The sequence below is a fragment of the Pelomonas dachongensis genome (genome assembly GCF_043555865.1).
Taxonomy (GTDB): domain Bacteria; phylum Pseudomonadota; class Gammaproteobacteria; order Burkholderiales; family Burkholderiaceae_C; genus Pelomonas; species Pelomonas dachongensis.
Genome location: NZ_JBIGHY010000001.1, coordinates 920,838 through 942,216, shown reverse-complemented (window position 1 = coordinate 942,216; position 21,379 = coordinate 920,838). Strand labels below are relative to the sequence as shown.

General features: G+C 69.0%; 14 protein-coding genes. 8 read left to right on the top strand and 6 right to left on the bottom strand.

The window, feature by feature from the left end:
• Positions 1-30 precede the first annotated feature (30 nt).
• Genes ACG02S_RS04415 through ACG02S_RS04400 form a run of 4 tightly spaced genes read right to left on the bottom strand, consistent with a single transcriptional unit; the run spans position 31 to position 8,508 of the window.
• The gene (locus tag ACG02S_RS04415; protein WP_394469214.1) at positions 31-1,917 is read right to left on the bottom strand and encodes an NPCBM/NEW2 domain-containing protein; all 1,887 of its coding nucleotides are present in this window, start codon (positions 1,915-1,917) and stop codon (positions 31-33) included.
• Entirely contained in the window at positions 1,914-4,589 is a 2,676-nt protein-coding gene (locus tag ACG02S_RS04410) for an alpha-galactosidase (RefSeq protein ID WP_394469213.1), read from the bottom strand. The genes ACG02S_RS04415 and ACG02S_RS04410 overlap by 4 nt, the downstream gene beginning before the upstream one ends.
• Positions 4,586-5,683 (bottom strand): amidohydrolase family protein, encoded by a 1,098-nt coding sequence (locus ACG02S_RS04405; RefSeq protein ID WP_394469212.1) that lies wholly within the window; start codon positions 5,681-5,683, stop codon positions 4,586-4,588. The genes ACG02S_RS04410 and ACG02S_RS04405 overlap by 4 nt, the downstream gene beginning before the upstream one ends.
• Positions 5,683-8,508 (bottom strand): TonB-dependent receptor, encoded by a 2,826-nt coding sequence (locus ACG02S_RS04400; protein WP_394469211.1) that lies wholly within the window; start codon positions 8,506-8,508, stop codon positions 5,683-5,685. The genes ACG02S_RS04405 and ACG02S_RS04400 overlap by 1 nt, the downstream gene beginning before the upstream one ends.
• Before the next feature lie 381 nt (positions 8,509-8,889).
• Here ACG02S_RS04400 and ACG02S_RS04395 point away from each other — a divergent pair, with 381 nt between their 5' ends.
• From ACG02S_RS04395 to ACG02S_RS04375, 5 genes are read left to right on the top strand one after another with little or no spacing between them, the layout of a single operon-like run.
• Positions 8,890-9,807: an EamA family transporter gene (locus tag ACG02S_RS04395; RefSeq protein ID WP_394469210.1), complete on the top strand. Its 918-nt coding sequence runs from the start codon at positions 8,890-8,892 to the stop codon at positions 9,805-9,807.
• Positions 9,804-11,087 carry a D-tagatose-bisphosphate aldolase, class II, non-catalytic subunit gene (locus ACG02S_RS04390; RefSeq protein WP_394469209.1) on the top strand — a complete coding sequence of 428 codons (1,284 nt, stop codon included), beginning with the start codon at positions 9,804-9,806 and terminating at the stop codon, positions 11,085-11,087. Before ACG02S_RS04395 ends, ACG02S_RS04390 begins: the two co-directional genes overlap by 4 nt.
• Before the next feature lie 11 nt (positions 11,088-11,098).
• The gene (locus ACG02S_RS04385; RefSeq protein ID WP_394469208.1) at positions 11,099-12,262 is read left to right on the top strand and encodes an SIS domain-containing protein; all 1,164 of its coding nucleotides are present in this window, start codon (positions 11,099-11,101) and stop codon (positions 12,260-12,262) included.
• Positions 12,259-13,212 carry an N-acetylglucosamine kinase gene (locus ACG02S_RS04380; protein WP_394469207.1) on the top strand — a complete coding sequence of 318 codons (954 nt, stop codon included), beginning with the start codon at positions 12,259-12,261 and terminating at the stop codon, positions 13,210-13,212. The genes ACG02S_RS04385 and ACG02S_RS04380 overlap by 4 nt, the downstream gene beginning before the upstream one ends.
• A gap of 48 nt (positions 13,213-13,260) precedes the next feature.
• Positions 13,261-14,067 (top strand): DeoR/GlpR family DNA-binding transcription regulator, encoded by an 807-nt coding sequence (locus ACG02S_RS04375; RefSeq protein ID WP_394469206.1) that lies wholly within the window; start codon positions 13,261-13,263, stop codon positions 14,065-14,067.
• Positions 14,068-14,123: 56 nt separating this feature from the next.
• Here ACG02S_RS04375 and ACG02S_RS04370 read toward each other — a convergent pair whose 3' ends face one another.
• Entirely contained in the window at positions 14,124-15,170 is a 1,047-nt protein-coding gene (locus tag ACG02S_RS04370) for a serine/threonine protein kinase (protein WP_394469205.1), read from the bottom strand.
• Positions 15,151-15,582: a YciI family protein gene (locus tag ACG02S_RS04365; RefSeq protein ID WP_394469204.1), complete on the bottom strand. Its 432-nt coding sequence runs from the start codon at positions 15,580-15,582 to the stop codon at positions 15,151-15,153. The genes ACG02S_RS04370 and ACG02S_RS04365 overlap by 20 nt, the downstream gene beginning before the upstream one ends.
• A gap of 145 nt (positions 15,583-15,727) precedes the next feature.
• Here ACG02S_RS04365 and ACG02S_RS04360 point away from each other — a divergent pair, with 145 nt between their 5' ends.
• The 3 genes from ACG02S_RS04360 to ACG02S_RS04350 all read left to right on the top strand — a co-directional run bounded on the left by ACG02S_RS04360 (position 15,728) and on the right by ACG02S_RS04350 (position 21,288).
• Positions 15,728-16,615, top strand: a complete 888-nt coding sequence (locus tag ACG02S_RS04360; protein ID WP_394469203.1) for a recombinase RecA — start codon at positions 15,728-15,730, stop codon at positions 16,613-16,615.
• A complete protein-coding gene (locus ACG02S_RS04355; protein ID WP_394469202.1) occupies positions 16,584-17,864 on the top strand; it encodes a Y-family DNA polymerase in 1,281 nt (426 codons plus the stop codon). Before ACG02S_RS04360 ends, ACG02S_RS04355 begins: the two co-directional genes overlap by 32 nt.
• A gap of 211 nt (positions 17,865-18,075) precedes the next feature.
• Entirely contained in the window at positions 18,076-21,288 is a 3,213-nt protein-coding gene (locus tag ACG02S_RS04350; RefSeq protein ID WP_394469302.1) for an error-prone DNA polymerase, read from the top strand.
• Positions 21,289-21,379: the final 91 nt, after the last annotated feature.

Sequence of the window (21,379 nt, the reverse complement as noted above, 5' to 3'; positions counted from 1 at the left end):
ATCGGGATGGACGGCGCAGGAGGCCAGGCGCTACTCGATGCGCGCCTCGCCCCAGGTCACGACGACGGGGCCTGCTGTGTCGGCCCCGTGCTGGCGCGCAATCAGCTCGATCAGCGTGGCGCCGCGCAGGTCGGCGCTGAGCTCGCGCGCAGGCTGGTTGAACTTCATCGGTGCGGTGGTCGCGAGCTTGCGGCCGTCGCCCCAGACCTCGAAGCTGACGACGGCGGTCTTGCCGCGCGTCGAGTCGTCTACGCCCACGCGAGCCGTGAAGCGCTGCGAGCCGCCTGGCACCTTGACCTGCAGCCGCGAGTCGGCCAGCACGCCCACGCCGTGGCGGAAGGCCTGGCGCTGCACGCTGAGGGCCTGGTCGTAGGGCGTCGAATCGGCGCGCGGCCCACCCCAGCCGGCATAGGCGGGGCGGGTGCCGCCGTTGTCGGTGGTGGACCACGACGCCAGCGCGCGGTAGACGACGGGATCCTGCTCCAGCGCGCGGATGCCGTCGCGCGCCACGTAGACGCTGCCGGGCCGCTCGGACACGAAGTAGCCGCGCGGCAGCACATGCTTGCCGGTCGCGGTGAACAGCAGCGCCTCGCGGGGCTTCAGTTCGAACTCGCGCTTGGCCGTGAACTTGCCCACGTCGGTACGCGCCCACGCGTCGCGCAGCACGATGGGCGCGGTTGCATCCATCTTCAGGTGCTCGGCGGTCAGCGTGAACTTCGCGGCTGCGCCGGTGCGGTTGAACAGCAGCACCGCCTTCCGGCCATCAGCCAGTGTCTTCACGACGATCTGTCGGTCGCTGTCGGCATAGGCGAGCACGCCTTGATGGCCGGCCGGGTCCTGGTTGATGGCGACGACCTCGGGCGCCTTCAGGATGTCGATGATGGCGGGCGACGCCTTGGACAGGTCGGTGCCGATCATCAGCGGCGCGGCCATGATGGCCCACAGGCCCATGTGCGTGCGCGCCTCCAGCAGGTGGCTGTCGCCGAAGTCGCCGTTGCCGATCTCCAGCATGTCAGGGTCGTTCCAGCGGCCGGGGCCGGCGTAGAACTCGCGCGTGGCGACGGTGTCGAAGTTGTGCACCATCTGAGCAAAACCCTTCCAGATGTCGCGGCTGCTGCGCCACAGCGTGCCGTAGTCCTGGCCCCAGGAGCGCACATTGACCGTGCCCCACAGGCAGACCGAAAGCATGTAGTCGCCGCGCGGGCGCACGTCGCGCAGCGCCTGTTTCAGCTCGCCGTATAGCTTCTTGGCGCCCTCGATGTCGGACTGGTTGATGCTGCCTTCGACGATGGTGGGCTTGTACTCGCGGTATTGGCCCGAGGCGACATGCGGCCGGTCGCGGCCGTACGACGACAGCCCGCAGCCATCCACCTTCAGGTAGTCGAAGTTCCACTCCTTGAAGAACAGCTCAACGTCCAGTTTCATGAAGCCCATCAGCCCCACTTCGCGCTCGGCGTGTGTGCCTTCGGGCAGGTTGGGGCTGTCGGCGTCGTAGGCCTGCGAACAGGCGTTGCGGCCGATGTCGGTGTACAGGCCCGCCTTCAGGCCCATCTCATGGATCCGGTCGGTGAAGGGCCGCAGCGACGAGTCCTTGCCCGCACCGACGTTGGCGCTCGGAAACAGCCCCGTGCGCACCAGCAAGCGGCCGTCGCTGGTGCGGCGCTTCAGCCACCAGCCGTCGTCGACGTTGATGTTGCGGTAGCCGGCCTTGGCCAGGCCCGAGTCGACGATGACCTGCGCCGAGTCCAGCACCTTCTGCTCGGTGATGTCGACACGGAAGGCGTTCCAGCTCGACCAGCCCATTGGCGGCGTGGGCGACGTGCCGACCGGTTGGTGCTGCCAGAGACCCGTAGCGTTCAACGATTGCTGGGCTTGCGCGGAGAACGCGACGAGCAGGGAAAGAGCGAGCAATTTCATGCGGCGGGCAGCAGTCGGCCAAAGGCGGCCGGGACGTGGAAATCTGGAGCGGCGGTCTTTGTCGGGCTCCAGGCTGAGTAGACGCGGCCCGCGCCTTGCCCTTCAACGCGGAACAGGTTCAGGCGCCAGCCGTCTTCCTCACCTCGCATGGGCACCGCCAACTCAGCAGTCCAGACCTTGTTCTTCGCATCGACGTGCGCCTTCGCGCGGCTCTCACCGGCGATTCGCTTCTTGCCAGAGGCCTCGACGGCAATCTCCAGCAGCAGGCCGTTGGGCGACACCTCCACCTCGCGGTAGCTCTTCAGCCCCACGCGGTCCGGCGCCTGCAGGAAAACCTCGACGACGTCGCGCTCCCACAGCGGCCAGATGTCGGTCGCGGAAGCCGCGCGCTCGTAGGTGCGCAGCGCCTCGTACTTGCAGATGAAGCGCAGGTAGAGCTGGCCCGCGCCGCGCAACAGTTGCACGCGGGTGGACTGCGGCCCGCCCAGCGCATTGCCCTTCCAGTCGTGGCGGAAGAAGGTGGTGGGTGCGTCAGCCCATTGCGACGCCAACGGGAAGCCATCGGCGCCGACCTGCGCGACCTGGCCGGCGAAGGCGACGGGCAGCGTGTCAGCGGCGTCGGGCCGGGCCTCGATTAGCAGGCTGTGCGTGAAGCGCACGGGCAGCGTGGGCTTGTCAGCGGTCACCTTGCCCAATGCCTTGCCTGTCAGCGATTCGCGCACCGTCCAGCTTCCGGCGCCCAAGCCGCGCAGCGTGAGCGGGCCTTCCCAGCGCTCGGCGTAGAAGGCGTAGTGCAGCGCACCGCTGCGCTCCACGACATGGGTCTCGGGCTTGTCGAAACCCAGGTCATACAGCTCGCCGCGGTAGCGGCCTTCGGCGAGGCGCTGCTTGTTGTAGAGGTCCACCCACTGGCGCCAGTGCGCTTCGCGCTCGGGCGTCAACAGGAAAGAGTCCTTGGGCTTGGGGTCCACCGGCCACGTGAACTTGGTGGCCACGACGGCGCCGATGCCGACGCTGGACGCGAAGTCCTGCCCGCCGGTGCTCAGCTCCACGTGATCGCCCGCGTAGGCAGACCACGGGCCCATCAGCGCCTTCAGCGTCTTGCCCTTGTGGCGCACCTGCCAGCTGGACAAGGGGTCGGACGACGGCGCCTGGTCCATGAACGGCATGTTGTGGAAGGCGTAGCTGGTGCCGCAGGGGCAGACCTCCACCACCGCTTCCGGGTTGGCCGCGTGGGCCACTTCATGCATGACCTTGTAGAACGCCGAGACCGCTTCAACGGATTCTTCCGGCCGCCCATGCTTGTGCTTCGGGTTGAAGCACGGCGCCACGCCGTTCAGGTGTTGGCCATCGACCTTTAGGCCATCGAAGCCCCAGTCGCCGATGATCATCTTGATCGTCGCGGCCAGGCGCGTCTGCGTTTTCTCGTACGCGGGGCACAGGTAGAAGGCGTTCCACCAGGTCACGTCCTGCACCGCACCGTCCTGATTCAGCAGCAGCAGGTCGGTGTGGTCGTGCAGCTCATCGCTGCCCGGTGCGACGGCCAGCGGCGCGATCCACAGCCGGGCCTTCATGCCGCGGGCGTGGATGTCGGCCACCAGCGCCTTCATGTCGTCGGCACCGCGCGGGAACTTGGCGAGGTCGGGCGTCCAGTCGCCAGTCTTTACTTGCCAGCCGTCGTCAAGCACGGCCCACTTGAAGCCCAGCTCCTGCACCTTGGGCAGCGTGGCGCGGACAAACTCCAGCGAGAAGTCCCGTTCGTAGCCCCACGCGCACCACTGTGCCTCGTAGGCGCTCGAAGGCGGCTCAGGCGCAACCAGGCCCTGCGCGGCCATCAGGCGGCGGTAGCGGTCCAACGGCACGTAGAAGTCGCCACGATGCACGGCGATGAAGCTGCGCGGCGTCGTCAAAGTGGCACCGGGCGCCAGCGTCTGCGGCGTGTCGCCACGCAGCGAGATGTCGACCTGGTCGCCGATGGCCTTCACGGGCAGCGCGACGAGCTGCGCTTGAAGGGCCAGGTGGCCGACGGCCAGGCCGACATCACGGCGCCAGACGTCGACGACGGGCGTGCCGCCGCCGTAGTCCGACGCATTCATGCCCATGAAGTTGCGCTGCCCATAGCCACGCCTGACGGGCTGCACCCAGTCGCGGCGGTCGGCATGGCTGGCGCCGGAGTATGTCCAGTAGCCACCGGCATGGCGTGGCGCGGCCGCGAGACGGTGGGCCGCGGTGACCCACGCATCCACGGCGACGGGCTTGCTACCGGTGTTCGTGTAGCTGATGTCCATCAGCGCCACGCCGGGGTGTTCGTCGAGCAGCGTAACGGTGACGCGCTTCTCGATGCCGTCCGCCGAGCGGCCCACCAAGCGCAGCGCCTGCCCGACGCCGAACGGTGTCAGGGCCTTGGCCGGCTCGGCCTTCTGCAGCATGAAGCGCGCCAGCGGGTTACCGCCCACGACGAGGTGTTCGCTCGCGTCGAAGCCGGTCAGCGCGACGGGCTGCTTGCCGAGCAGACTGACGATGCGGCAGCGCATCTGTTGGTCGAACTGCAGCGACACCGCGCCGTCCTGCACGCGCACATGGCCCTTTCCTTCGGCGGCGTAGGCGAGTGGCAGTTGAGTGGCCAGCGGTGCCGCGCCCAGCCACTGCAGGAATGCACGGCGGGGCGTCATCGCTTCGCTCCCCACGCGCCCGGGAAGGCACGTTCGGCATTCGTGCGGTAGAGCTTGTCCACCACGGTCTTGGGCAGCGCGAGGCCTTGCACCGGCTTGTCGAGGTCGCTCACCTTGAAGCTCTCCGCGGTGTTGAAGTAGCGCCAGTGCATGCGCCAAACGCTCTCGGCTTCCTTGCCCAGCGCGGCGCCATCCTGGTCGGGCCCCTGGGCCATGTCGCTGCCGTACAGGATGCGGTCCTGGTACTTGATGAAGAAGCGGCGAACGCGGTCGCGGTCCATCTGGCTCTGGTACTGCAGCTGGCCGATGCGCGCGGCCACGTCCACGACGGCGGTCGGGAACTTGTCAAGGAACGCGGCCAGTTCGTCGACATCGCGCTCCAGCGACGCGAGGTGCACGCCGATGAACTTCAGCGTCGGATGCGACGCCACCATGCGGTCGCGCGCGGCCATCTGCGCTTCCCAGCTGGGCATTTCGGGATGCAGGTGCATGTGGTACTGCGGGTGCGCCTTGAAGTACTCGCGGTCATTGTTGACCGTCATCTTCTCCAGCGGCAGCCAGCAGTTGTGCGGCTCGCCCTGGTGGCCCAGCAACGGGATGCCTTGCTTGGCGAAGTCGTCGAACAGCGGCGCGAAGCGGGCGTCGTCGATCATGACGAGCTTGCCGTTCTTCCCCTTTAGGCTCATGCCGATGTTCTTCCACACCTTCACGCCGACGGCACCGGCCTGCATCGCCGCGGCGATGTGCTGGCGCGTGGCGGGCAGCCAGGCGGGTTGGCCGGAGCCTTCCACCGAGAAGCTGGCGACCCAGGCCACGTCCTTGGGGAACTGCCGGCGCAGGTCAATCGCGACGCGCTGCTGGTCCGCTAGCGGCGGGAAGTCGGGGTAGTCGACATTGATCGTCAGCACCTTGAATTTCTGGCGCTGCGCAGCCTGCATGAAGGCCGGGGCAGCGTTGTGCAGATGCAGGTGAACGTCGATCTTCTCGACGCGCGCGTAGTCGGCCATCGTGTAGCTGGACTCGGCCGCGGCGTGTGCGGAGAAAAAGGCCGCCCCGGCTAGCAGGGCGGCAACGGAGGAGACAAGGTTTCTCATCAGAACTTGATCGAAGCGCCGACGGTCACGGCGCGGCCATAGCGGTAGTAGCCGTTGGGCAGGCTGACGTTGCCATTGCCCAGCTTGGGCGCCTGCACCGCATCGGTGAGGTTGTTGCCTTCGATGCTGATGCGCAGCCACTGGTTGACCTCGTAGGCCACCTGTGCGGTCAGCCAGGTCACGGCGTTGGCGGTCTCGTTGAAGCCGGCGCCGATGACGTTCGTGGCCGTGACGAAGGAGTCGGTGTAGTCGGCCGTGGTGCTCATGCTCCAGGGCCCTTTCTCGTACAGCAGGCCCAGCGATGCGGTGGCCGGCGCAATGCCTTCCAGCGCCCGTTCGGTGCCGGCCACCCAGCTGCGCGACTTGTTGCGGGTGTACTGCGCCCGCACGCCGAAGCCGTTGTCGAACAGATGCTGGAAGCCGATCTCGAAGCCGCGCGCGGTGGCCTTATCGCCGTTGATGGGGCGCTGCACATTGAACAGCCGGCCGCCTGGTGCGCCGATGTCCTGGCCCGACAGCCACAGGTTGGTGATCTGGTTCTTGATGTTCTTCTGGTACACGGCGAAGGTCAGCGCCGAGTCCTTGGCGTAGTACCACTCCAGTGAGGCGTCGTACTGGCGGGCGCTGTACGGCTTCAGCTCGGCATTGCCGCCGAAGATCTGCGTGAAGTCGCCCCAGGAGATGCTGGCCGTCGTGCTGGTCGGCGCCAGCTTGTCTACCGCCGGGCGGGCCATCGTCTTGGCGGCACCCAGGCGCAGCTGCAGGCTGTCGCTCAGCAGGTAGGTGAAGTTGACCGACGGCAGCGCGAAGTTGTAGCTGGCGTCCTGCTGCACGACCGACGGCGCGGCATACACGGCCGTGTAGTTGAACGCGCCGTTCTCGATGATGTCGGTGATCTTCGCGTCCCAGGCCTGGGCCGTGGTCTTGGTCTTCACGAAGCGCACGCCGAGGTCCGCGTTCCAGCGCTCGCCGGACAGGTCGGCCTGCACGAAGGCGGTGGTCGTCTTCTCAGTGACACGGTAGCTTTCCAGCGGGTTCCAGGCGGGCGCCGAGAACGCGGAGCTGTAGACGCCCCCACCGGGGCGCGGCTTGCCGTCCCAGGCCTTCAGCGCCTCGGCATAGTTGTTGACGTCGAAGCCCAGGAAGCTGCGCGGGAAGTTGCCGCTGACGTCGTCCAGGAAGCCCTTGGGGCTGAACGACTGGTTGAGCACGTTGCCGCCCAGGGCGCCGACGTTGATCGCGTACTGGCCCGAGTAGTGGTCAGCGCCGCCATTCAACGCGTTGTTGATCAGGTCACGCGACTTCTTGCGATTGGTCTGGTTGAGGCCGAACTTCAGCTTGTCGATGTGGAAGCGGTCAAGCGACCACTCGGCGTCCACCTTGGCACCGCTGATCTTGTCGTCGATGTTGTCGCCGGCGCGGCTGTAGTAGTGGGTGTTGAAGTCGCTGGCCTTGAACAGGCCCTGCGCCAGGCCGGTCTGCAGGTCGCGGCCGTCGGCGAAGGTGGTCTTCACGTCGGGCACGGCCGAGCCGGTCATCTGGATGCGCGTGACATTGGGCTGGTTCATGCGCAGCACAACGTAGCTGTCGTTGCCGCCCGAATGACGCCTGGACGTGGACTGGTAGATGTCGCCGGTCAGCTTCAGGTCGGGGGCGAGCTTCCATTCAGCGTTGGCGCCATACATCGCGGTGTCCACCACGCGGTATTCCGTCTTGTTGAGGATCTCGGGGTTGAGCCGCATCTCGGGGTCGGTACTGCTCAGCGTCAGGTCGGTCACGACGCCGTTGGTGATCTGCATGTTGGACCAGCGCCCCGGCGCGTACAGCGGGTAGAACGACAGCTGGTAGCCCACCTGCGGCGAGTCCAGCCGCGTCTTGAAGCCGTCCACGACAACCTTCAGGTCGCTGCTGGGCCGCCACTCCACCTTGCCCGACAACGCCAGGCGCTCCTTCTTCTCCATGATGGAGCCGAAGCGGAACTGGCCCGGGCCGATCAGGCCTTCCTCATCACGGTCCAACTGGCCGTTACCGTTGGGGTCGATGGCGCCACCCCAGGTGTTGCCCCACTCCCAGAACTGGCTGGGGTCGCTGGGGATCGGGTTGCGTGACCAGCCGCCGTCATTGCCGGCCGTGTCGGTGCGCACGTCGCGCTTCGCGTAGACCACGCCCAGCAGCACACCCCAGTGGTTGCCGAAGGTGTTGCTGTAGGTGCCCGACAGCTTCTGGCCGTCCAGGCTGCTCATCTGGTTGCGGTCGCCCTCCAGGCGCAGCAGGCCGCGCTGGCCCTTCTGGTCGAACGGGCTGGCGGAGCGCAGGTTCACGAGGCCGCCGATGGCGCCTTCCATCACCGATGCCTGGCTGGACTTGATGACGTCCGCGCCGCTGATGACGTCGGCGGGCAGCACGTCGTAGGCGAAGTAGCGCCCGGCGCTGTCGGTACCCAGCAGGCGGTCGTTGAAGGTGGTGATCGTGTACTCCGGGCCAAGGCCGCGGATGCTGACCTTCTGGCCTTCGCCGCCCGCCGTGCGGGAGATGGACACGCCGGTGATGTGGCTCAGCGAGTCGGCCACGTTGTTGTCGGGGAAGCGGCCCAGCTCGGTCGCGCTGATGCTGTCTTGCACGCCGGCGGCATTGCGCTTCAGCGACAGCGACTTTTGCAGGCTGGCGCGGGTGCCGGTGACCTCCACGCGGTCCAGCGTCTCGGACTCGGCTTTGGCAGCCTCCTGGGCCAGGGCGGGCCCTGCACCGCCGAAGGCCGCCACGGCCAGCAGGCCGGCCAGCGTCAGGGGGTGCAGGGCGAAAGAGGGTTGCAGGCGAGGACTCATCGAACGGTTCCTTTTTCTGTGTCGGGGCCGCCGTCAGGGCAGCACGAAGCTATCTGCGTAGATGCCGGGGCAACTCTCCCCCGGTACGGTTGCCAGCCCCGGAAAAGCGCCCCGGACCAGCTTGCCGCAAGTCTACGAATTCTTTCGTTTGATTTCGTATATGGTTTTCACGGATGCCGATTGCTTTCGATGAATCATGCCACGAAAGCCTTCCGCCTCGCTGACATAGAGCAAATGCCGAGATCTATATAGACATTTTCCGCTGAGACGCAGCACTCGGCATACGAAACCTTCTTAGACGTTGTGTTTTCGTTTTTGTTCGTTTATGCTTTCGCTCGAAAGTCAACGACAACGCCTACCGACCGCACGAAAAGACCTCGCATGCAACGCAACTGGCTCACCTACACGCTGATCACGACCCTGCTGTGGGGCGTGTGGGGCGCCTTTACCGGCCTGCCCTCGCAGCATGGATTCCCCGACACGCTGATCTACGTCGTGTGGGCGCTGACGATGATTCCGCCCGCCGTCGTGGTGCTGGCCCGCAACGGCTGGCGCATTGATCGCGACCGCCGCTCCGTCGTGCTGGGCCTGACCGTCGGCCTGCTGGGCGCCGGCGGCCAGATGCTGTTGTTCCGCGCGGTGCAGCTGGGCCCGGCCTACCTGATCTTCCCGATCGTGTCGCTGTCGCCGGCCATCACCATCGCGCTGTCCTTCGGCCTGCTGGGCGAGCGCACCGGCAAGCTGGGTGTGGCCGGCATCGTGCTGGCGCTGTGCGCGCTGCCGCTGTTCGACCTGCAGCTGGGCCAAGGCGGTGAAGGGCTGGGTCTGTGGTTCGTGCTGGCGCTCGTCGTGATGGCCGCCTGGGGCTTGCAGGCCTACTTCATCAAGCTGGCCAACGTGAGCACCAGCGCCGAGAGCATCTTCTTCTACATGATGGTCGGCGGCCTGGCGTGCGTGCCCGCCGCGCTATGGCTGACGGATTTCTCGCAATCCATCCACTGGGGCTGGAACGGACCGGGCCTTGCGGCCGTCATCCAGGTCCTGAACGCCGTAGGCGCGCTGATGCTGGTCTACGCCTTCCGCTACGGCAAGGCACTGGTCGTGTCGCCGCTCGTCAACGCCGGCGCACCGCTGCTGACGGCCGTGTTGTCCATGGCCCTCAGCGGCGCCGTGCCCGCCGGCACCAAGCTGCTGGGCGTCTCGCTCGCGCTGCTGGCCGCGCTGCTGCTGGCGCTGCAACCCGAACGCCCCTCTTCTTCCTCTTCCTCACCCCAACCCGTTCAAGGAGACGACGCATGAAGCTCATGCTCGACCTCGTGCGCCGCCACAAGCAAGACCGGGGCGGCGCCGCTGCCATCGGCATCCCGTCCGTCTGCTCGGCCCACCCCGTCGTCATCGCCGCCACGCTGCGCGAGTGCGCCGCGCAGGGCCGGCCGGCCCTCATCGAGGCCACCTCCAATCAGGTCAACCAGGACGGCGGCTACACCGGCATGACACCGCTGGACTTTCGCCGCTACGTGCAGGGCATGGCCGCCGCCGAAGGCCTGGTGCCCGAACTGCTGATTCTGGGCGGCGACCACCTCGGCCCCAACGCCTGGCGCAAGCAGCCCGCCGCCGCGGCCATGGCCAAGGCCGAGGTCATGGTGGCGCAGTACGTGGCCGCGGGCTTCCGCAAGATCCACCTCGACTGCTCCATGAGCTGCGCCGACGACCCGGTGCCGCTGCCCGAGCCCGAGATCGCCGCCCGCGCCGTGCGCCTGTGCCTCGCTGCCGAACTGGCCTGGCGCGAGGCCCCCGACCGCGGCGAGCCGCCCGTCTATGTCATCGGCACTGAAGTGCCCGTGCCCGGCGGCGCGCACGAAGACCTGACCGACCTCGCCGTCACGTCGCCCGAGGCCGCCGCATCCACGCTGGAACTGCACCGCCACGCCTTCGCCCGCGCCGGGCTGGAGCTGGCCTGGGAGCGCGTCATCGCGATGGTCGTGCAGCCCGGCGTGGAGTTCGACCACCACAAGGTCATCGACTACCGCCCCGAGAAGGCGCGCGCGCTGAGTGCCTTCATCGAGCGCCAGCCCGGCCTCGTGTTCGAGGCGCACTCCACGGACTACCAGACGCCCGAGCGCCTGGCCCAGCTGGCCCGCGACCACTTCGCCATTCTGAAGGTCGGCCCCGGCGTGACCTTCGCGCTGCGCGAGACGCTGTGGGCGCTGGCCGCCGTTGAGCGCGAATGGGTCGGCAAAGGCGAAGGCTTGGTGGACACGGTGCTGGGCGTCATGCGCGGCGAGCCCGAGCACTGGCGCGGGTACTACCAGGACCCGGCGCGACTGGACGTCGACCTCGCCTACTCTTTGAGCGACCGCATCCGCTACTACTGGGCGCACCCCGCCGTGCGCCAGGCCTGCCAGACCATGCTCGCGCGCCTGGACGCCTCGCCGCCGCCGCTGACGCTGCTGAGCCAGTACCTGCCACGCCAGTACGAGGCCGTGCGCGAAGGCCGCATCACCACACAGACCGACGCGCTGCTGCGCGATGGCACCGTCCAAGCGCTCCGCCCGTATCTCTACGCCTGCGCAGCCTGATTGATCCCAATATGACTTTTCTGCACCTCGACACCGCCGACCTCGCGCACCGCGGCGGCGCCCACACCGCCCGCGAGATCGCCCATCAGCCCGACATCTGGCAGGCCATCCACCAGCAGCTGCAGGCCGAGCGGCCCGGGCTGGACGCCTTCCTGAACCCGCTGCTGGCGCTGCCCGACCTGCGCATCGTGCTGACCGGCGCCGGCAGCTCCGCTTTCATCGGCCAATGCCTTGCACCGGCGCTGCTGAAGCTGCTGGGCCAGCGCGCGGGCATCCGCGTCGAAGCCTTGGCCACGACCGACATCGTGTCCAGTCCCGAGCAATACCTGCAGTCCGAGGTGCCGACGCTGCTCGTCTCCTTCGCCCGCAGCGGCAACAGCCCCGAAAGCCTGGCCGCGGTGGAGCTGGCTGACCGGTTCATCAAGCGCAGCCACCACCTCGTCGTGACCTGCGCAGCCGAGGGCGCGCTGAACCGCCGCCTCGCCGGCCGCCCCGGCAGCCACGTGCTGCTGCTCCCCGACGAGACACACGACCGCGCGTTCGCGATGACGTCCAGCTTCACCGGCATGCTGCTGGCCGCTGCCTGGGCGTTCGGCCTGGCCACGCAGCCGGTGACAGCGCTGGCTGAAGCCGCCACGGCGCTCATGACGGCCGAGTGCGACCGCCTCCACGCGCTGACCGAGCAACCCTTCGAGCGCGTCGTCTACCTCGGCAGCAGTGCACTGCAAGGCCTGGCCCGCGAGTCTGCGCTGAAGCTGCTGGAGCTGACGGACGGCCAGCTCGTCGCGCTGGCCGACTCGCCGCTGGGATTTCGCCACGGGCCCAAGACCTTCCTGAATGACCGAACGCTGGTGGCCGTCTTCTTGTCCAACGACCCGTACACGCGCCAGTACGACCTGGACCTGCTGCACGAGCTGCGCCGCGAGGGCCGCGCCCGCGTGCTGGCGCTGGGCACCTTCGACGGCGCCGAGGCCCGCCATGCCGACGACGTGCCGCTGGCCCTGCCCGCCAGCGCTCCCGACCTGGCGCTGGCGCCCGTGGCGCTGGTGTTCGCGCAATGCATGGCGCTGCTCGCCTCGTTGCAACGCGGCATCACGCCGGACACGCCCAGCATGTCGGGTACCGTGAACCGTGTCGTGCAAGGTGTCACCATCCACCCTCTCACCCAACGATGAGTTCCATGTTCCTCGGCATCGACGGCGGCGGCACCAAGACCGCCTTCGTCCTCATTGACGCCGGCGGCCGGGTGGCGGCCCGCCACGAAGCCACGACAAGCTACTACCTCGAGATCGGCTTCGATGCGCTGCGCACGCTGCTGCGAGGCGGCGTGCAGACGACCCTGCAGCAGGCCGGCGTGCGCGCGGCCGACTTGGCGCACACCTTCGCCGGCCTGCCCGCGCACGGCGAGGACAGCGCGCTGCTGAGCCGCTTCGATGCGCTGCTGACCGATATCGTGCCGCGCAGCACCGTCGGCAACGACATGGTCTGCAGCTGGGCCGGATCACTTGCGGGGGCCGACGGCATCAGCCTGGTCGCAGGCACCGGCTCCATCGCGTATGGCGAATGGCAGGGCCGCGGCGCGCGCTGCGGCGGCTGGGGCGAGATCTTCGGCGATGAGGGCTCGGCCCACTGGCTCGCACGCGAGGCGCTGGCGCTGTTCTCGCGCATGGCCGACGGCCGCGCCGAACCGGGCCCACTGCTGGCCCTGGTGCGGGAACATTTCGGCTTGACGCAAGACCTGGACCTCTGCGCCGCGATCAACGGCGGCGCGCAACGCAGCGAGCTGGCGCAGGCCGCCCGCCTGGTCACCACCGCCGCCAACGCGGGCGACGTGCAGGCCCGCCAGCTGCTCGTGCGCGCGGGCGACGAGCTGGCACTGCTGGCAGCGGGCACCGCACGCAACCTGGCCGTGCCGGCAGGTGCAGCGGTGGACGTGTCCTACTCCGGCGGCGTGTTCGCAGCCGGCGACCTGGTGCTGGGCCCGCTGCGGGCCGCGCTCGCCCGCCATCTGCCCGGCGCGCAGCTGAAGCGCCCCCACTTCGGCCCCGAGCTGGGCGCCGCGCTGTACGCCGCACGGCTGGCCGGCCAGCCGTTGTCGGCACAGGCGCTCAGCCTGCTTTCGTAGGTCCGTCGATATCATTCGAAAGTCGGCCTTCCGCCCTTTCGAACCCGCATGCCCGCCTCTGCCACCTCCCCCGCGAAAACCGAAAGCCCGCTCCTCATCGACGAGCGGCGCCGGCTGATCCGCGAGCTGGTGCAGACGCAGGGCCGCGTCACGGTCGATGAACTCGCCGACCGCTTCGGGACCTCGGTCGTCACCATCCGCAGCGACCTCAATGCGCTGGCCTCCACCGGCGCCGTGCTGCGCACCCACGGCGGCGCACTGGCCCAGCGCGACAGCGAGGAAGTGCCCATCGGCGTGAAACAGAAGCTGCGCCACGAGCAGAAGGCGCGCATTGCCGCCGAGGCCGCCAAGATGATCCGCGACGGCGAGACCATCCTGCTCGACTCGGGCTCCACGACCGAAGAGATCGCCAAGCAGATCCGCGGCTTGAAGCTGACTTCACTGAACGTCATCACCAACGCGCTGAACATCGCCGGCCTGCTGGCCACGGTGCCACACGTCAACCTGATCATGCCCGGCGGCCAGTTGCGGCCGAATTCTTACTCGCTGTCCGGCCCGCAGGCCGTGGCCGCGCTGCAAGGCCTGTACGCCGACCGCCTGTTCCTGGGCGTCGACAGCCTGGACCCTGACATCGGCCTGATGACGCCCCACCTTCTGGAAGCCCAGCTCAACGCGCAGATGATGAAGATCAGCCGCCAGGTGGTGGCGGTGGCGGACGCGTCCAAGCTGATGAAGCGCAACCTGTCGGTCATCGCGCCGGTTGAGCAACTGGATGTGCTGATCACTGACCGCGGGGCGGACCAGGCGATCGTGGATCAGCTGAGGGGGCGAGGCATCGAGGTGGTGTTGGCGTAGATCGCTCAGACCCGGCCACCACCCGTTCCCCGCACACCTGCCCTCAGCGGGCCTGCTCAGGAAAAGCCGTCGCCGTCGAAGTTCACCACGTCCTCGTCGCACGCCAGCGTCGGTGGCGCATCCTTGGGCTTCATCGCCTCCAGCTGCTCGCGCAGCTTGGCGACCTGGTCCATCCAATAGTTGGGCGTGCCGAACCACGGGAAGGCAGCCGGGAAGGCCGGGTCGCCCCAGCGCCGGGCCAGCCAGGCGCTGTGGTGGATCATGCGCAGCGTGCGCAGCGGCTCGATGAGGCGCAGCTCACGGTCGTCGAACTCGGCGATCTGCTCGTAACCGTCCAGCACGGCGTTGAGCAACTGGCGGGCCGCGTCGGGTTCACCGGGCAGCAGCATCCACAGGTCCTGCACGACCGGGCCCATGACGGCGTCGTCCAGGTCCACGAAATGCGGCCCGCGGTCCGGTGTCCACAGGATGTTGCCGGGGTGGCAGTCGCCGTGCAGGCGGGTCAGCTGCAAATCGGGCAGGCTGTCGAAGGCGGACTGGATGGACGCGATGCAGCGCTGCGCGGCGTCGTCCCAGGTGGGCGCGATCTCGGGCGGGATGGCGTCGTGAGCCATCAGCCAGTCGCGCGCGACCTGCGCCGGTGCCGCGCTGGCCCAGGACAGGCGCTCGGCGAACGGGCGCTGGCGGCCCACGCCGTGCAGCCGGGCCAGCAGCCGGCCGATCCAGCGCAGCACCTCGGGGTCTTCCAGCTCCGGCCCGCGCCCGCCCTGGCGCGGCGTGACGGCCAGACGTTGACCCTGGTGATGGAACAGCGTGGAGCCGCCGGCCAGCGTCCAGGGCGCGGCGACGGGCACCTCGGCCGCGGCCAGTTCGGCGGCGAAGGCGTGCTCCTCCAGGATCTGCGCGTCGCTCCAGCGGCCGGGCCGGTAGAACTTGGCGACGGCCGCGCCGCCCTCCTCCAAATGCAGCATCAACACGCGGTTCTCGAAGGAATTGAGCTGCAGCATGCGGCCATCGGCGCGCAGGCCGGCGGCGTCGAGGGCGTCGAGCATGAACTCCGGCGTCAGGTCGCCGAAGCTGAGGTCAGGGGTCGCAGGATGCATCCGGCGAGTGTCGCCGGATCGGCATGTCCTGGCGCCAACTGGACGGCGTCTCATTTGTCGGCACCGCCACGTCGGCGCGGCTTGCCTCCAGCGGCCGGATTTCCACGCTGAGGCCGAACTGCAGGCAGGGGTTCTCGGCCGCGATCGCGGCGGCCTGCGCCAGCGACTCGGCCACGATGAACCAGTAGCCGCCCACCAGCTCCTTGGTCTCAGTGAAGGGGCCGTCGGTGACCAGCCCGCGCGCCACGACGCAACTGCGGTGCGCCAGCCGGCTGCCGGGCTTGAGCCAGCCGTCTGCCAGGCCTTGTTCGTACCAGACGTAGAAGGCGTCGATGGCGGCCTGCACCGCCGGCGGGCTGGCGTCCTCGTCCCACTGGCCGCGGGACAGCACCAGATAGTCGTTCATGGGCATCAAGCAGTCTCCTGAAGGTCGGGCGAATCATCGGGGCAGCGGGCGGGGCCCGCCACCGCCGTCAAGCGGGGTGTTCGCGGTCAACAATACTGGATATAAATACAGTATTGTGATCTCATTCAAGTTCCGACTCCTTCCTCCGGCCATGCTGCCCCCCTCCCTCATCCCCGCCGTTGCCCCGCCTCCCAGCCGCCCGCCGGGGGTGGGCGGGCATGGCCAGCCGCCGCTAATTGACGCCCGCCTGCGGGGGCGGCTGTGGCGCGGCGACAGCCTGGGCGCCAGCGCCGACCCGACCCTGCCCAGCGGCTTCGCGGCGCTGGACGCCGAACTGCCCGGCGGCGGCTGGCCGCTGCGCGCCGTCACCGAGCTGCTGACGCCGCAGCCCGGCGTTCTGGAGTGGCGGCTGTTGGCGCCCGCTCTGCGCGGCTGGTGGGCAGGGCAGGCATTGCCGGGTGCCGCGGCCGCGCCACCGGCCTGGCGGGCGCGCGCCGCGGGGCCGGTACTGCGCTCGCTGCTGCTCATCAACCCGCCGCACACGCCGCATCTGCCAGGCCTGCAGGCGCTGGGGCTGCCACCGTCGGCGCTGGTCTGGGTGAGCACCGCAACGCCCGCCGAAGCGCTCTGGGCCGCCGAGCAGGCCATCAAGTCGCGCGTGGCCGTGCTGGCCTGGCTGTCCCAGGCTCGGCCTGAGCAGATCCGGCGGTTGCAGGTCAATGCGCTGGGCTCGGATGCGCCGGCCTTTCTGGTGCGGCCGGAGCGCGCGCTCCAGCAGTCGTCGGCCGCGCCGCTGCGGCTGGCTGTGAAGCCGGGCGACGGCTGGGGGCTGAATGTCCACCTGATCAAGCGCCGGGGACCAGCGCACGAGGGTGCGCTGGTGCTGCCGGCCGTGCCCGGCGCAGTGGAGCCGTTGTTGACCGCGGCCAAACGCAAGCCCCTGCCGGCACCGGCACCGGCGCCTTCGCCCTCGCCAGCGCCGGTCAGCCCCCCGTCGGAGCGCGCCGATGCGCTGGCTCGCCCTGTGCAGCACGCCTGACGCGCCCGCCGGCGACGCTGACGCTCTGGGCTGGCTCGCGCTGAGCTTCACGCCGCGCGTGGCCCGGCTGGAGGAGGCGGTCGTGGCCGAGGTGTCGAGCAGCCTGCGGCTGTTCGGCGGTGCGCGGGCGCTGCGCCACAAGCTGCAGGCCGACGCCGCGCGGATCGGCCTGACCCTGGGCGCCATGGCCTGGGCACCGACTGCACGGGCCGCGCTGGCCGTGGCGCGCTGCCCCGGCACGCCGCATACCGGCCGTCTGAGCGAGCGTCTCGACGCGCTGCCGTTCACGGTCCTCAGCGCCGCCCAGGCCCATCACGCAATGCTGGCCCGCCTGGGCTGCCGGCGGCTCGGCGAGCTGCGCCGGCTGCCGCGCGCGGCGCTGGCCAAGCGCTTCGGCCCTGCGCTGCTGACGGCGTTGGACCAGGCCTACGGCGACCTGCCTGAGGCGCACGACTGGCTGACCTTGCCGGAGCGCTTCGACGCGCGGCTGGAGCTGCCCTGGCGCGTCGAGCACGCCCCCGTGCTGCTGCACTTCGCTGAAGAGCTGCTGCGCCAGCTCTGCGCCTTCCTGGCGGTGCGCCATGCCGGCGTGCGCGCGCTGCGCCTGGCCTGGCAGCATTACGCGATGCGCGCCCGCGACGTGGCCGACGGCGGCGAACTGACCGTGGCCACCGCCGACACCACGCGCGACCTGCTGCGGCTGACGCGGCTGCTGGGCGAGCACCTGGCCCGCACCGAGCTGGCCGCGCCGGCCGGCGAGATCCGCCTCAGCGCCGACACCGTGCTGCCGCTGCAGGAGCTGAGCGCCGGCCTGCTGCCCGGCTGCACCGATGCGCAGGAAAGCACGACGACCCACGCGCTGCTGGAGCGGCTGTCGGTGCGGCTGGGCGCCGGCCAAGTGCGCGAGGGCCAGCTTCACGAAGACCACCGGCTGGACCGCATGCAAAGCTGGTCCGCATGGCCGGCGCCGGCTGCAGCGCCCGTGCGCCCCCCATCTGGGCCACAGCCGACGTGGCTGGTCGAGCCGCCCCAGCCGCTGCGTTGCGATGCGCGGGAGCAGCCCCTCTACTGCGGGCCGCTGACCCGCATCAGCGGCCCCCACCGCATCGAGACCGGCTGGTGGGACCACCGCGCACAGGCGCGCGACTACTTCGTCTTTCGCAGCGGCTTGCGGGGGCTTTTGTGGATCTACCGTGACCGCCTGCCGACCGACACGGCGGGTTGGTTCCTGCATGGGGTGTTTGCATGAGCGCTGCGCAGTGCCGCCCCAAGCAAGCTCGCTCCCGGTTGGCGAGAGAGGCCGCAGGCCGAAGGGTGTACCCATGAGCCCTCCTCTCTCCGATCGCGACGAGCGGCTGGCCGACATGCGCGCGCAAGGCTTTTCGTCGGACGCCGATCTGCGCCGCGACAGCCCGCCTCAGCCGCGCCCCGCCAGCCCCGCGTCGCCCCGCAGCGTCGAGATGCCGGGCTATGCCGAATTGCACTGCTTGACCGCCTTCAGCTTCCAGCGCGGCGCGTCCGAGCCGTCCGAGCTGGTCGAGCGTGCGGTCAAGCTCGGCTACCAGGCGCTGGCCATCACAGACGAATGCTCGCTGGCCGGCGTCGTGCGCGCGCACAAGCAGCTGCGCGAGATGCGCGAGACAGCGCACCACGAGCTGCTTGAAGCCGCCCGCAACGTCGGCCTGGCAGACCTCGCCATTCCCCAGCCGCCGCTGCTCAAGCTGCTGATCGGCAGCGAATTCCTCGTGCGCGACAACACCGGCCGGCCGCGCTTCAAGCTCGTGCTGCTGGCGCAGAACCTCAATGGCTACGGCAACCTCAGCCAGTTCATCACCCAGCTGCGGCGGGCCAGCCCGGTCAAGGGCGAGTACACGCTGCACTGGCACCAGATTGCCCCCGAACGGCTGTCCGACTGCCTGGTGCTGCTCGTGCTGCCGCGAGAAGCCAGCGACGCCGAGTTGCTGGCGCCGGCACAGTGGCTGCTGCAGCATTTCACCGGCCGCGCCTGGATCGCCGTGGAGCTGCTGCGCGAGGCCAGCGACGCGCTGTGGCTGCAACGGCTTCAGCAGCTGTCTGAAGACACCGCCCTACCCCTGGTCGCCGCGGGCGACGTGCACTTCCATGTGCGCTCCCGCAAGGCCCTGCAGGACGTGATGACCGCTACCCGCCTGGGCCGCACCGTGGCCGAGTGCGGGTTCGATTTGCAGCCCAATTACGAACGCCATCTGCGCACGCGCCAGCGCATTGCCCAGCTGCTGCCGAAAGCACTGATGGCCGAGACGCTGCGCGTGGCGTCTTGTTGCACCTTCGAGCTGACCGACATCAGCTACCAGTACCCGAGCGAGGTCGTACCGCCCGGGCGGAGCGCCATGCAGCACCTGCGCGAGCTGACCCAGGCCGGCGCGCGCGACCGCTGGCCAGCCGGGGTGCCGCCAGGGTTCCAGCAGCGCATCGAACACGAACTCACGCTGATCGAAGACCTGCAGTACGAGCACTACTTCCTGACCGTGGCCGACGTCGTGGCCGAGGCTCGCCGCATGAAGATCCTGTGCCAGGGGCGCGGCTCCGCGGCCAACAGCGTCGTCTGCTACTGCCTGCACATCACGTCGGTGGACCCGGCCGAAAGCACGCTGCTGTTCGAGCGCTTCATCAGCAAGGAACGCAACGAGCCGCCGGATATCGACGTCGACTTCGAGCACGACCGCCGCGAAGACGTCATCCAGTACCTCTACCGCAAGTACGGCCGCAGCCGGGCTGCGCTCACCGCCGTCGTCATCTGCTACCGGCCGCGCAGCGCCATCCGCGACGTCGGCAAGGCGCTGGGCTTCAGCGACGAGCAGCTGGAGATCATGCGCAAGGACCACAGCGGCTGGGTGTTCGACGTCTTTCCCGACGAGCACCGCGCGGCGCTGCTGCAGCGGCTGGGCCCGCTGGGCTTGAGCGAGGACGACCGGCGGCTGCTGCAGCTCATCACGCTGGCCCGCCAGCTCAACGGCCTGCCGCGCCACCTCTCCCAGCATGTCGGCGGCTTCGTGCTGACCGAGGGGCCGCTGGAGCGCCTCGTGCCCATCGAGAACGCCACCATGCCCAACCGCAGCGTCATCGAATGGGACAAGGACGACATCGACGAGCTGAAGATGATGAAGGTCGACGTGCTGGCGCTGGGCATGCTCAGCGCGCTGCGCCGCTGCTTCGAGCTGGTCAACGGGCTACGCGGCAAGCGCTACGACCTGGCCACCATCCCGCAGCAGTGCGAGGCCACCTACGACATGATCTGCGCGGCCGACACGGTGGGCGTTTTCCAGATCGAAAGCCGCGCGCAGATGTCCATGCTGCCGCGGCTGCGGCCCCGGTGCTATTACGACCTCGTCATCGAAGTTGCCATCGTGCGACCCGGCCCGATCGAGGGCGGCATGGTGCATCCGTACCTGAAGAACCGCGCACTGACGGAAAACCAGGTGCCCTACCCCAGCGAGGCGTTGAAGGAAGCCCTCTGGCGCACCCGCGGAGTGCCGATTTTCCAGGAGCAGGTCATGCAGGTCGCCATGATTGCCGCCGGCTTCAGCGCCGGCGAGGCCGACCAGTTGCGCCGCGCCATGGCCGCCTGGAAGCGCCCCGGCGTGCTGGAGAAGTACTACGACAAGGTCGTAAAAGGGATGCGCGAGCGCGGCTACACCGACGACTTCGCCCAGCAGATCTTTGCCCAGATCAAGGGCTTCTCCAGCTACGGCTTCCCGGAGTCCCACGCCGCCAGCTTCGCGCTGCTGACCTACGTCAGCTGCTGGTTCAAGCACCACGAGCCCGCGGCCTTTCTGTGCGCGCTGCTGAACAGCCAGCCGCTGGGCTTCTACTCGCCGAGCCAGCTCGTGCAAGACGCGCGGCGGCACGACGTGGACGTGCGCGCCATCGACGTGAACCACAGCGACCACGACAGCACGCTGGAACTTCTCCCCGGTCGGCAGCAACCCGCCGTGCGACTCGGCCTGCGCCTGGTCAGCGGGCTGGGCGAAGCCGCCGCCAGGCGCATCGAAGCCGCGCGTCAGCAAGCCACCTTCAGCCACCCGCAAGACCTGGCACACCGCGCCCGGCTCACACAGGCCGACATGCAGCACCTCGCCGCGGCCGATGCCCTCACCAGCCTGGCCGGCCACCGCCGCCAGCAGGTCTGGCAGGCATCGGCGCTGCACGCGGTGCCACAGCTGCTGCAAGGCAGCCTGCTGCCCGAAGACGACCTCCCGCTGCCCGAGGCCGCCGAGAGCGAGGAAGTGCTCTGGGACTACGCGGCCACCGGCCTGACGCTGCGCCGCCACCCGCTCGCGCTGCTGCGCCCGCGCCTGACCCGCGACGGCTGGCTCAACGCCGCGCAACTGAAGAATCACCGCACCGGCAGCAAGGCGCGCGCCTGCGGCATCGTCACCGGCCGCCAGAAGCCGCAGACAGCCAAGGGCACGCTCTTCATCACGCTGGAAGACGAGACCGGCAACGTCGCCGTCATCGTCTGGCCCGACATCTACACCAAGCACCGTGACGTCATCCTGGGCGCGCGGCTGCTGGCGGTGGAAGGCGTGTGGCAGCGCGGCGATGGCGACGTGCGGCACCTGCTGGCGCGGGGGTTCGAGAACCTCAACCGGCTGCTGGGGAGGTTGCCGACGGAGAGCAGGGATTTCCGCTGAACCCGCCTGCGTGCAGAAGCTCGGAAAGACCAACGACCTGCGGCTGGTGGTTGCTCGGCCGTGACAAAGCCTCTGCGCAAGAACCCGTCAA